The 12278-nt window shown below is 68.8% G+C and carries 11 protein-coding genes; 4 read left to right on the top strand and 7 right to left on the bottom strand.

Translation table 11 applies throughout. The annotated features are described in order from the left end of the window. Window positions 1–12 precede the first annotated feature (12 nt). The 4 genes from DU484_RS17600 (at window position 13) to DU484_RS17585 (ending at window position 5448) form a co-directional block, all read left to right on the top strand. A complete protein-coding gene (locus tag DU484_RS17600; RefSeq protein ID WP_114584206.1) occupies window positions 13–582 on the top strand; it encodes a hypothetical protein in 570 nt (189 codons plus the stop codon). Window positions 583–824: 242 nt separating this feature from the next. Then, the gene (locus DU484_RS17595; RefSeq protein WP_187347725.1) at window positions 825–3140 is read left to right on the top strand and encodes a 4Fe-4S binding protein; all 2316 of its coding nucleotides are present in this window, start codon (window positions 825–827) and stop codon (window positions 3138–3140) included. Further along, window positions 3133–4107 carry an FAD:protein FMN transferase gene (locus DU484_RS17590; protein ID WP_157969589.1) on the top strand — a complete coding sequence of 325 codons (975 nt, stop codon included), beginning with the start codon at window positions 3133–3135 and terminating at the stop codon, window positions 4105–4107. The genes DU484_RS17595 and DU484_RS17590 overlap by 8 nt, the downstream gene beginning before the upstream one ends. Window positions 4108–4236: 129 nt before the next feature. Further along, window positions 4237–5448, top strand: a complete 1212-nt coding sequence (locus tag DU484_RS17585; RefSeq protein ID WP_114606577.1) for an outer membrane protein assembly factor BamB family protein — start codon at window positions 4237–4239, stop codon at window positions 5446–5448. Here DU484_RS17585 and DU484_RS17580 read toward each other — a convergent pair. From DU484_RS17580 to DU484_RS17550, 7 genes are all read right to left on the bottom strand, one after another. Beyond that, window positions 5445–6482: a dipeptide epimerase gene (locus tag DU484_RS17580; protein WP_114606576.1), complete on the bottom strand. Its 1038-nt coding sequence runs from the start codon at window positions 6480–6482 to the stop codon at window positions 5445–5447. The genes DU484_RS17585 and DU484_RS17580 overlap by 4 nt on opposite strands. Then, window positions 6479–7519 carry a DUF1611 domain-containing protein gene (locus DU484_RS17575; protein WP_114606575.1) on the bottom strand — a complete coding sequence of 347 codons (1041 nt, stop codon included), beginning with the start codon at window positions 7517–7519 and terminating at the stop codon, window positions 6479–6481. The genes DU484_RS17580 and DU484_RS17575 overlap by 4 nt, the downstream gene beginning before the upstream one ends. Window positions 7520–7645: 126 nt before the next feature. Further along, window positions 7646–8617 (bottom strand): NADPH:quinone reductase, encoded by a 972-nt coding sequence (locus DU484_RS17570; RefSeq protein ID WP_114584200.1) that lies wholly within the window; start codon window positions 8615–8617, stop codon window positions 7646–7648. Beyond that, window positions 8617–9063: a cupin domain-containing protein gene (locus tag DU484_RS17565; RefSeq protein ID WP_114584199.1), complete on the bottom strand. Its 447-nt coding sequence runs from the start codon at window positions 9061–9063 to the stop codon at window positions 8617–8619. Before DU484_RS17565 ends, DU484_RS17570 begins: the two co-directional genes overlap by 1 nt. A gap of 120 nt (window positions 9064–9183) precedes the next feature. Then, window positions 9184–10362: an ABC transporter ATP-binding protein gene (locus DU484_RS17560; protein ID WP_114606574.1), complete on the bottom strand. Its 1179-nt coding sequence runs from the start codon at window positions 10360–10362 to the stop codon at window positions 9184–9186. Window positions 10363–10410: 48 nt separating this feature from the next. Continuing rightward, a complete protein-coding gene (locus DU484_RS17555; RefSeq protein WP_114584197.1) occupies window positions 10411–11307 on the bottom strand; it encodes a carbohydrate ABC transporter permease in 897 nt (298 codons plus the stop codon). Next, complete coding sequence (locus DU484_RS17550) at window positions 11304–12266, bottom strand: carbohydrate ABC transporter permease (RefSeq protein WP_114584196.1); 963 nt, start codon at window positions 12264–12266, stop codon at window positions 11304–11306. Before DU484_RS17550 ends, DU484_RS17555 begins: the two co-directional genes overlap by 4 nt. Between the last annotated feature and the right edge of the window lie 12 nt (window positions 12267–12278).

Genomic DNA, 12278 nt, shown 5'->3' with positions numbered 1-12278 from the left:
AAGGGATGGGTGATGTCGAACGGACTCGGTACCGGATTCGGTGCACTCACCCTGCTCGTTCTCCTCGTCGGACTGGCACTGTTCTCCGCGCTGGCGACGGTCGCGTCCGTCGCGTGGTACCGACAGGCCGGTCGCCTTCCATCGTGGCTTCGCTACCTGTTCGTACTGCTCGGCGCCGCGGCCGTCGTCGTCCCCGCCGTCGGCGTCCTCGCCCTGTTCGACGAGACGCCGACGGCTGCCGGTCTGTTCCTGTTGCTCGGTCTCCTCCCCCTGATCGGTTCGGGCGTCGCCCTCGGTCGGCAGACTGGGGCGACACGCCTGGTCCTCGTCGTCACGACGGTGATGGCGTGGGGACCCGCTCTCCTCGTCGGTGTGATCGTCACGTTCGGCGCGATGGGTGTCCTCGTGTCGTTGCTCGACGTTCCCGCCGCCGTCGCGTCGGAAACGAGTCTTCCGTGGATCGCCGCCGCGGTCGGCGGCGCCGTGGTCGTCGTCGCGGCGACCCTGCTCGGCTCCCGTCTCGTCGACGTGGTGGGTGCCGCGGGGAGTAATCCCGGCGCGTCACACCGGATTTTCGACTGATCGCGGCGATGTGCGCGAAGTCCTCAGTCACCCGCCCACACTCGTCGGTGAGGCCGTCGGGCACGGACGACGCGAGTACTTCGACCGTGCGGGCGGGGAGACGGTCTTTCCCACTGGTGAGGACGCTCGACCCACATAATTAAACACCTCCAATACCGACGGCCACCATCCGCGATGTTCCCTGCCGCCGCTCCCCAACTACCGACTGATCCCAACCCAGATCCGGAGTCGTGTTCCCAACCGTGAGCCGTCGACGCGTCGCCGTCGTGTTCGCGCTCTTGCTCGTTCTCTCACTGCCGGCCCCGGCCGCCGCCGTCGACCGGACGACCATCGACGAGCCGTTCTCGGAGCGCGCGCTCTCGAACACCTTCCCCGGCGCCGACTCCTTCTCCGAACCCACCGGCGAGTACCAAATCGTCGAGGCGTACGCGGAGACGGACGACGGGCGCGAACTCGTCGGCTACGTCTACCTCACGAGCAACGTCGTCGACGTGGAGGGCTACGGCAAGGAGCCCATCGAGTACCTCGTGGGTCTCGACACCAACGGCACCATCCGCGGGGTCGAACTCGTCGAACAGCACGAACCCTTCTTCGACCGCATCTCCGCCATCCAGCGGCTGCGCCAGTTCGGGTATCAGATGGTGGGAATGTCCGTCACCGAGGAGGTCACGCTCCGCGAGGCCGAAGCCGGTGAATACCACGTCGACGCGCTCACCGGCGCCTCCGTGACCACGCGGGCGTCCATCGAGACGGTGACGCAGTCGGCGCGCATCGTCGCTCGGGAGAAAGGGATCGTCTCGGAGTCGGCGTCGCCGGCCACCAACGAGTCGGCGACGAACGAGTCGTCGGAGCGCCGGCGCATGACCCTCGCCGACCTCGGCCGGGGGACGGCACTCGCTCACTGGACCGCCGCGCCACCCGGCGCGGCGGCGGGCGCTAACGCCACCCTCGACCTCTACGCGGCGCCCATCGAGTCCGCCCCCGTCAGGCAGAGCATGTTCGCCGGGGGTAACGCCAGCGTCCCGGACGCCAACGCGACGGTGCTCTGGGTCGGTCTCGACGGCCCCGGATCGCCGGGGCGTCCGGATCGACTCCGCCTCCACCAGTGGACCGAGTCGACCACGCCGTCGGTTCAGGAGACGCGAGTCGACGGCGTCGACTGGAGCGCCGCGCTGGTCGTCCCGGGCCTCGACACGACCCGTCCGTTCGTCCTCGACCTGATCGTCGGCGGCGAGCGGATCAGTCGAACGTACGCCGACGGGCTGGCGGTTCGTGATCCGGTCGACGCCGCCGCCGCCCGGACGTTGCCGGCGTGGGTCGGCACCGTCGAGTCGGCGTGGGAGGATCTCTGGGGCTCGGTCGTGGCGCTCGTCGTCTTCCTCGGCGCCATCCTCGCCGTCTTCACCTTCCGGTCGCGCCTCTGCCGGCGTGCGGGGGTGACGGTCAACCGCCTCCGGATCGGCACGCTGGGGGTGACGCTCGTCTTCCTCGGCTGGTACCACCCGACTCAGCCGACTACCCAGCAGATAGCCATCCTCGTCCGCGAGGTCATCTCGTGGGCGACCGTCGGCGGGTTCCGGTGGGCGCTGTTTTTCTCCGCCCCCCTCGTCGCGCTCACCTTCATCTGCATCGCGCTCGTCCTCCCGAAGTGGGGTCGTGGCGTCTTCTGCGGGTGGATCTGTCCGTTCGGCGCGCTCTCGGAACTGCTGTACAAGGTGACGCCGTGGGCGTACGAACTCCCCCGCGAGTACCACGTCAAACTCGAGAAGCTGCGCTATCCGCTCTTCGTCGCCATCGTGATCGGGTTCGTCATCTCGACGGACTTCGGGGCGACGCTGGCGAAGGTCGAGCCGTTCAAGGCAGCCTTCTACAGTTCGTTGGTGTCCGACCCGGTCTACATCGCCTGGTCGGCCGTGCTCATCGTCTCGGGAGCGTTCATGTTCCGACCGTACTGCCGCTACATCTGTCCTCTCGGTGCCGGGCTGGCGCTCGGCAACGTCCTCCAGCGGGAGCCGATCCAGCGCTACGACCTCTGTGGCGACTGCGTGAAGTGTCAGACCGACTGTGAGTTCCAGGCCATCGAGGACGACGGCTCCATCGACCGCTTCCAGTGTTTCCAGTGTTCGGTCTGTGTCGACAACTACTACGACCCCGGCGGCTGTCCGGTCGTCCTCCAGTACGACAACGAACACGGCTTTACCGTGGACGCGTGGCGGGATCCGCATCTCATCGAGCGCATCCGTCCGGAGGACCGGACGACCGAGCAACAGCGCATCCTCGCCGACCGCGCCGTCACCGACGGTGGCGAGACGGAACTCTTCGCGGGGAGCGACGACCTCGTCCCGAAGGGGACCATCGTCGACATGGTGCGCCGGTCGACGGGGACCGACGACGACGAACACGGCGGTTCGTGTTCGTGTTCGGGGTCGGCCGACGCCTGTTCGTGTTCGGGGTCGGCCGACGCCTGTTCGTGTTCCGACCCGGCCGACGCCTGTTCGTGTTCGGGGTCGGCCACCCCATCCGCCGACTGGGATGACGAGGGGGGCGCCGATGCGTGAACTCGACCGGCGGTCGTTCCTGACGGCGGCCGTCGGCGGCGCCGCCGGCGCCGGTCTCCTCGGGCAGACGCTCCTCGTCGACGGCGAGGTCACCGAGGTTCGGAGCACCCGGCTCATGATGGGGACGCTCGTCACCGTCACGGCAGTCACCCGCAATCCGGACCGGGCCGAACTCGGCGTCGAGCGCGCGTTCGCGGAGATGTCGCGCCTGGAGTCGGTGTTCACGCGCCACGATCCCTCGGGCGGGGTGGCGCGGCTGAACGAGGCGGGCGTCCTCGCGGACCCCGCACCCGAACTGGTCGCGCTCCTGCGGCGGTGCCGGACGGTCTACGAGCGCACCGACGGCGCCTTCGATCCGACGGTCCTCCCGGTACTGACGGCGTACGAGTCGGGACAGGATCGGCCGCTCGACGCCCGGCAACGCGCCGCCGAGGCGACGTTCGACGCGGTGACGGTCTCCGACTCGGAGCTTCGAACGCCCACGCCGATCACCCTCGACGGCGTCGCGAAGGGGGCGGTGGTCGACGCCGGCGTCGCCACCCTCCGGGACTGGGTCGACGCCGGCCTCGTGGAGGCCGGGGGCGACGTGCGGGCCTTCGACGGCTCCGACGACCGCTGGCGCGTCGGCGTCGAGGACCCCCGCGGTGACGGCCTCGCGGCGACGCTCCGTCTCGACAGCGGCGGCGTCGCCACCTCCGGCGACTACCGGGTCTACTACGACGAGGACCGTACCGAACACCACATCGTCACGCCCGGCACCGGACGCTCGCCCACGGAAGACACCAGCGTCACCGCCGTGGCGCCCGACGCCGAGACGGCCGACGCCCACTCCACCGCCGCGTTCGTGATGGCGGACGACCGGGCGTCGTCGTTCGTTGACGCCCGCGACGACCTCTCGGCGCTGTTTCTGACCCGCGACGGCGGCCGACGCACGGCCGGCGACTGGGACGCCCTTCTCGACGACTGATACGGTTTAGTGTAAGTCATTACCGGTGGTTCGCCAGGATGGGTCGGCGAACCACCGGTAAATTACACTAATCCGTACGACGGTCCCGAACACGACGGTTTTTCACGGGAGCAACCCAACTATCGGTCGATGCCCTCCATCACTCGCCGCGAGTTCGTCGGCGCCGGCCTCGTCGGCGCTGCCGGCATCTACGGCGCCTCCCGCCTGTATCGCGGCGTGACGGACGCGACGTTCGACCCGTGGACCCCCGCCCCCGGAACGTGGCCGCTCCGCCGGTACGACCCCGCGAACACCGCGCACAACCCGAACGCCAGCCCACCCCGCGAGGCGCCGACGGCCCGCCGCGTCGCGTCGGCCGCGACGACTGCCCGACGGCCACGACTCTCCCCGCTCGTCGGCGCTGACCACCTCGTCGTCTACGGGTCGGGGTTCGCCGCGTTCCCGCGCGGCGGCAGCGACGCGGTCCGCGAACGCGACGCGCCGACGCCGCTCGCCGGCTTCGGGCCGGACGGCCGGCTCCACGCCGTCGTGCGCGACGACGCCGACGCACCCGCCGCCCTCGTCGGCTACGGCGCCGCCGACCTGCGCGAGACGACCCGGTTCGGCCTCGACGCCGACCACCCGCAGGGCCTGCTCGTCGGCGCACGCGAGACGTACGTCGGCGGGCAGGACGGAACCCTGCGGGCCATCGACCCCGACAGCGGGCGTCGCTGGCGCGTCGACGGCGCCACGCCGGCGCTCGCCGACGGTCGACTGTACGCCGCGGACGCCCCGCTGGACGGCACCGTCGCCTACGCGGAGCGGACGGGACTCGACCGACGCCTGACGGTCGGCCCGGACCGCGTCTGGAGCGCCGGCCCGACCGACGGCTTTCCGGACCACCCCGCCGTCGCGAACGGGCGGGTCGTCCTCGGCACCCACGCCGAAGGGGGCGGCGTCCTCGCGGCCGTCGACGCCGACTCCGGCGAGCGACTTTGGGACCCCCGACGGCTCGGGCGGGACGTGTCGACTCCCGCCGTCGTCGGCGACCGGGGATACGTGGCCGTCGGCGGCGACGCGACCGGGTTCGTCGCGGCCGTCGACCTCTCGACCGGCGAGACGGCGTGGCGCGACGACGTTGACTGGCGCGCCTCGACGCCGGTCGTCGGGGGCGAGACGCTCGTCGTCGCGGGCGAGCGGCGGGAGAACGGGGAGCGGGCCGGCGGTGTCGTCCGCGCCTACGACACCGTCTCGGGCGACGTGCTGTGGACGCACGCGTTCGACACCCCGCCGGCCGGCGTGGCGCTCGTCGAGAATCGGGCGGTCGTGACGGCCGGATCGGAGCTGTACGCGCTCGCTTAGTCGGATTCCACGGGCCGCACGCCCGTTCCCGGTCGATCCGGGACCGTGAGCGTCCCGCCCGCGTACGTCGGTCCCTCGTACGCGTCCTCGGCCAGCAGGAGCGCGCCGTCGAGGTCCACGTAGTCGACGAGGGGAGCGAGATGGCAGGCGGCGGCGATGGAGGCGGTCGACTCGACCATGCAGCCGAGCATCACCTCCAGCCCGTGTGCGCGGGCGGCGTGGACCATCCGGGTCGCCTCGCGGACGCCCCCACACTTCATGAGTTTCAGGTTCACGATCTCGGCGCTGTCGGCCACCGCGGGCACGTCGGGGAGGGTGACACAGGACTCGTCGGCGGCGACGGGGAGGGCACCCCGTTCGTGAACCCGTTTCAGCCCCGCGGGGTTCTCGGCGGGGACGGGTTGCTCGACGAACTCGACGCCGAGGTCGGCCAGCCACTCGCTCTTCGCTATCGCCTCGCCCGGCGTCCACGCCTCGTTGGCGTCGACGCGAACCGTCGCGTCGGGGGCGGCCCCGCGCACCGCCTCCATCCGCTCCCGGTCGCGGTCGGTGCCGAGTTTCACCTTCAGGATCGAGTAGCCCTCGGCGACGGCGTCGGCCGCTTTCGCCGCCATCGCCTCGGGGTCGTCGATGGCCACCGTATAGGAGGTGGCCGGCGCTCGGTCGGCGTCGAGGCCGAAGTAGCGATACAGGGGGACGCCGAGGCGGCGGGTCGCTAGGTCGTGGACCGCGATGCTCACCGCGGCGCGGGCGGCGGGGTTGTCGCGGACGACGCCCCGGAGGCGCCGTTCGATGGCGTCGAGCGAGAGGGGGTCGTCGACCGCCTCGACGGCGTCGAGGAGGTCCGGCAGCACCGCACACACCGTGTCGGCCGTCTCGCCGTAGTGGGGATCGGGTGCGGCCGCGCCGACGCCCGTCTGTCCGGCCTCGTCGCCCACCCGGACGACGACCGTCTCCACCGTCGACTTCGACCCGCGGGAGATGGTGAAGTCGCCGTCGATGGGCAGGGTCAGGCGCTCGAAGTCGGTGTTCATAGGAGGGCGTCCAGAATCTCGTCCGCGTCGAAGCGGACCGGATCGGTCGCCGGCGCGTCGAGGGTCGCGGCGTACTCCTCGACGGCCGCGCGGGCCGCCTCGTCGTCGTCGAACGCCCGCGTGTCGAGCGCGCCCGCGGCAACCTCGGTGGGCGCGACGGGGGCCGCGAGCGACTCGTAGAGGTCGACGTACTCCTCGACGGGCGGGATGGCGAAGTCCTCGTAGCCGTGGATGGCCTCGCGGCCGGCGCTGTGGGTCATCACGAGGGCGCCGGGCATCGCGCCGTGGAGCAGGCTACAGGTGACACCGGAGTAGGCGGGGTGGACGATGGTGCCCTGTCCCTCGACGAAGAGCACGTCGTGTTCTTCGGCGGCGTCGAGGATCATGCGCTCGACGGCGCCGGCGGCGAAGTCGGCGATGACCCGGTCGACCGGCACCCCCCACCCGGCGATCATGATCCCGGTCTGACCGGTGGGGACGAAGCCGGCGTCGATTCCTCTCTCCTGCGCCGCGGCGACGAGTTCGAGCGTCGTCGTCATCTTCCCCGTCGAGCAGTCGGTGCCGACGGTCAGGATCACGTCGGCGTCGGCGTCGCGGGCGCGCCCCCCGCTCACCGTCAGATCGTCCGGTGGGCGGCGCACGTCGATCAGGTCGACGCCGTGGTCGGCGGCGAGGGCGGCGAACTCCTCGTCGTCTTCGAGGAAGTAGTGGAGACCGGCAACCACGTCACAGCCGGCCTCGATGGCGGCGCGCACGTCGGGGCGCCAGGACTCGTCGAAACCACCGCCGATGGGGGCGATGCCGATCAGAAGGACATCGGGGTCGAACTCCAGGGCGTCGGCCATGCGCTCGACGATGGGGGCGTCGGCCACGTCGGGGACGTGGTCGGCGACGCGTTCGCCGGCGCGCGCCCGGTCGAGCACCGCCGTCACGTCGTAGTCGGCGTATCGGAGGACGCCGACGGCCGTCTTCGCCCGGTCGGGGAACTGTTCGTGGGCGAGGACGACCACCGAGTCGTCCGGATCGAGTGAGACCATGCGTACGCGGACGCCGGTGAGCCGAATTAAGCCCTCGCTTTTCTCATACGGATTAGTGTAACTGTGGGCCGGTGGTTCGCCGGACCACCTCGGCGAACCACCGGTAATGACTTACACTAATCCGTATCACGCCACCTCGAGGACGACTTTCCCGCGCGACCCGCTCGACATGACGTGTCGCTGTGCCTCGGCCGCCTCTTCGAGGGGGTACGTCGCCTCGATTTCGACCTCGAACCGTCCGTCGGCCAGGCGCGGGCCGACCCGTTCGAGGATCGGTACCTGATCGTCGCGCGAGGCCATGATCGACATGAAGCGCAGGTCGGCGTCGGTGATCTTGCCGGTCATCGACGCCCCGGGATCGATCCGGATCGGCGCCTCCTCGCCGAGAACCACGATCCGACCGCCGCGGGTGAGGACGTCGAGGTCGGTCGCGACGTTGGCCGCCGCGTGGGTTTCGAGCACCACGTCGACGTCGCCGCCGGCGGCCTCGCGGATGCGGTCGACGACGTCGTCGGCGCCGTAGTCGACGACGTCGGCGGCGCCGAGGTCACGGACGAACGCCTCGTCGCCGCTCGCCGTCGCGACGACGGTGGCGCCCGCTTGGGCGGCGATCTGGACGGCCGCGTGACCGACGCCGCCCGTCCCGCCCTGAACCACGCAGGCGTCGCCGATGTCGAGTTCGCCCCGGTCGATTAGCCCGCGCCACGCCGTGGCGAAGGCCATCGCGGCGGCGGCCCCCTCGGCGAAGGATACCTCGTCGGGGAGGGTCGCGAGCGACTCGGCCGGCGCGGCGACGTACTCGGCGTACGTCCCGGCCTCGAACAGTCCCAGCCCCGTGGCGAACACCCGATCACCGACCGCGAACCCCTCGACGCCGCTGCCGACCGCCTCGACGACGCCGGCCATGTCCGCGCCGCCGACGTGTGGCAGGCCGCCCGCGGGTTCGACGCCGCCGTCGCGGACGTAGGTGTCGATTGGGTTGACGCTCGCGGCGTGGATTCGGACGAGCACTTCGTCCGCTCCCGGCTCCGGCGTCGGCACGTCGTCTACCGTCAGTACGTCTGCGTCTCCGTGGTCGTGATATCTGATCGCTTTCATTATCGGGTGTCGTCGTCGATTCGCTCCGCGTCCGGCGACGCGTTGCCGTAGCGCCGAGCGAGCAGTTCCGCCGCGGGCGTCACCTGGTGTACCGGATACCGACCCTCGGGCGGGCTCCCGATGGCGACGAGCTTACACGGCTCGCCGAAGGGGTTGTGGAGCAGGTGCGTGACCCCCGCGTCGAAGTTGATCACGTCGTCGGTGTCCAGCGTGAAGCCGCCGTCCTCGACTTCGACCCGGCACCGCCCGTCGATCACGTAGAACAGCTCCGCCTGCGATTCGTGGTAGTGATAGCCGTTCTGTGACAGCGGATCTCCGGGGTCGAGGACGGCGACGTTGAAGTTGTACTCGTCGATGCCGAGCGCCGGCGAGAGCTCCCAGCGGCGCCCGGGCTTCTCGGGGTTCGTCTCGAAGTCGTCTAACGTGCCGTGGTGGTAGCCTGTCATGTGAATCGGGGCGTCTCCCCCGACGACTCGGGAGAACTTATAATGTCTATTGTAGGTCAGTCCCGCTGATTCGCCGGAACGGGGTGGCGAACCAGCGGTGAACAGCTACAATAGTCATTATTAGTCGTCGGTGGCGGCCTGCCCGGAGACGCCGTCCGAGTCCGGCGGCGTCTCACCCGTGCGCGCGATGGTCGAGCCGGACTCCCCGTCGAAGATGTAGCCCCGGTGGCGGTCGAGTTCGATGCCGACCCGCGAGCCTTCGGACAGCCCTTCGGGCGACTCCTCGACGACGCGAATCTCGCCGATCGGCGAGTGGATGTAACAGAGGCTGTTCTCGCCCATCGGCTCCACGAGGTCGAGTTCGGCGTCGAAGTCGCCGTCGCCGGCATCGACGATGCTGAGCGCCTGCGGGCGGAAGCCGATCTCCACCTCGTCCGAACTCCGTTCGTCGATGTTCGATCTGGTTTTGCGCTCGGCCTCCGAGGCGTCGTCCCGAACGTCGAGGGTGACCGTCTGCTCCCCGATGTCGACGGTGGCCGTCGAGCCGTCGGTCTCCCCCATCCACATGTTCATCTCCGGCATCCCGACGAAGGAGGCGACGAAGCGGTTGTTCGGCTCGCGGTACACCTCGTTCGGCGTGCCGTACTGTTCGATTTCGCCGTCGCTCATCACCGCGATCCAGTCGGAGAGCATCATCGCCTCCTCCTGGCTGTGGGTGACGTAGATGACCGTCTGCTCGGTCTCTTCGACGACGCGTTTCAGCTCCTTGCGCATCCGCACCTTCAGCTTCTCGTCGAGCCCCGTCATCGGCTCGTCCATCAGGAACGCGCGCGGCTCCCTGACGATGGCGCGGGCGATGGCGATGCGCTGGCGCTGGCCGCCGGACAGTTCGGCGGGATACTTCTCGACGAGCTCCTCGACTTCCAGCGTCGCGGCCACTTCGCGGGCGCGCTCGTAGCGTTCGTCCTTGGGGACGCCCCGCACCTTCAGCGGATACGCGATGTTGTCGATACACTGCATGTGCGGGTAGAGCGCGATCTCCTGAAACACCATGCTGATGTCGCGCTCCTGGGCCAGCCGATCCGACACCTCGTCTTCGTCGTAGTAGATGTTCCCCTCGGTCTGGTTCTCGAGGCCAGCGATGCAGCGAAGCGTCGTGCTCTTGCCACAGCCGGAGGGTCCGAGCAGGGTCAGGAAGTCCCCGTCCGGAACCGTCAGGGTCGACCCCTCGACTGCGACCTCTTTGCCCCTCGGTACGTCGTAGACTTTCCGCAGGTTCTCGATGCGTATCTCAGACATGATCGCTCACCTCGTGTAGTCGGCCGACGATACGGCGGGGGGCCCCGATCATCCGAGACCACCCACGCTGAAGCCGCGAAGCAGGTAGCTCTGCAGGAAGTAGACGAGCAGGAACGCGGGCAGCGCCATCATCACCGAGGCGCTCATGATGAGCCCCCAGTTGACGGCCTGCTGTTCGATGAACCCGAGCATCCCGATGGGCAGTGTCTTCATCGACTCCTGGGTGAGCAGGAGGTTCGCGAACGTGAAGTCGCTCCACGAGATGGCAAACGAGAAGATGGAGACGGCGATGATCCCCGGCAGCGCCATCGGGATGGCCACGTCGCGCATCGCCCGGAGGCGACTCGCGCCGTAGATCCAGGCGCTCTCCTCGTAGCTTATCGGCACCGTCTGGAAGAACTTCCACATCAGCCAGATGTCGAAGGGGAGCGCGTGGGCGCTGTGTGCGAGGATGATCCCCGGGTAGCTGTTCAGTAGCTGCAGGTCTCGCCAGATCATGAACATCGGCAGCGCGAGCAGGAGCGGCGGGAACATGTAGGAGAACAACACCGACTGCGCGAGCCGCTTCTTCCCCGGGAAGCTGAACCGGGTCAGCGAGTAGCCCGCGAGCGTCGCCGAGACGACGCTGATAACCATCGTCCCGAGCGCGGCGACGATGCTGTTCAGGTAGAACCGCGCGAACGAGGTTTCGGTGAACAGCCCCGCGAAGTTCTCGAGCGTCGGGTTCTGCGGCACGAACAGGAACGTGTTCGAGAACAGCTCCAGTTCGGGCTGGATCGACGCCTTCAGCATGACGTAGGTCGGGAATCCGACGACGATCACCGTCGCGCCCACGAGAAATCTGAACAGCCACGTGCTCAGGCGCCGTTGCGTGGCGTGGGGGACGTTGCGAACGTAGTAGTCGATGATGCGCTCGATCGGCGATTTGGACGTGTTGTAGCTCATTCGACACGGACCTCCTGTTCGGGGTTGAACTTACCGAAGTAGATGACGGCCCCGACGACGAGCGTCAGGAACAGCGTCGACGCGATGGCCAGCGACTCCCCGAGCTGCCACTGGTTGAACGCCACGCGGTACGCGTACACCGGGAGCGTCGTCGTCGATTGACTGGGGCCGCCCCGCGTCATGATCCAGATGATGTCGAACTTGTTGAACATCCAGATGCCGCGGAGCAACACCACGAGGATGATCATGCCCTTCAGGTTCGGGAGCGTGATGTCACGGAAGCGCTGCCAGGCGTTGGCGCCGTTGACTCGTGCGGCGTCGTAGTAGCCCGACGGGATGGCCTCCAGCCGAGCGAGCGACATCATCACGACGAAGATGGACCACTTCCAGCTCGCCGCGGTGATGAGCGCGTACATCGCCATGTCGGTGTTGCCGAGGAAGTTGATCGCCTCGTTGATGAGCCCGAAGCGCATCGCCAGCAGGTTGATGACGCCGTAGTTCGGGTTCATCATCCACTGGAAGACGAGGCCGACGACGATGACCGGAATGAGATAGGGGAGCAACACGACCGCTCGCGCGAAGGCGTTCCCCCGGAACGACCGCTGGAGGATGAGCGCGAAGATGATCCCGAGGATCACCTGGACCGCCACGGAGCCGAAGCCGAAGATGACGGACTTGGTCACTGCAGCCCAGTAGAAGCCGTCCTCGAGGAAGATGTGCTCGTAGTTCCCCAGCCCCGTCCACTCCCACACCGGGTTGAACGCGTTGATGGAGAAGAAACTCCCCGCCAGCGCCCACACGATGGGGAAGACGGCGATGAACAGGAACAGGAGCATGACCGGCGAGAGGCTCCCGTAGCCGAGGAACGTCTCGTTTTCCAGTAGCTCGCCGAACCGATCACGCAGCGTCGACTCCTCGCCGGGAGTCTCGACGCTGCTCGTCGGCGTCGCCTCGCCCATCTACGTCCACCT

Origin of the sequence: Haloplanus rubicundus (assembly GCF_003342675.1) — an archaeon.
GTDB lineage: Archaea > Halobacteriota > Halobacteria > Halobacteriales > Haloferacaceae > Haloplanus > Haloplanus rubicundus.
The sequence above is the reverse complement of the archived record's forward strand: the minus strand, read 5'-3'. Positions and strand labels throughout refer to the sequence as shown.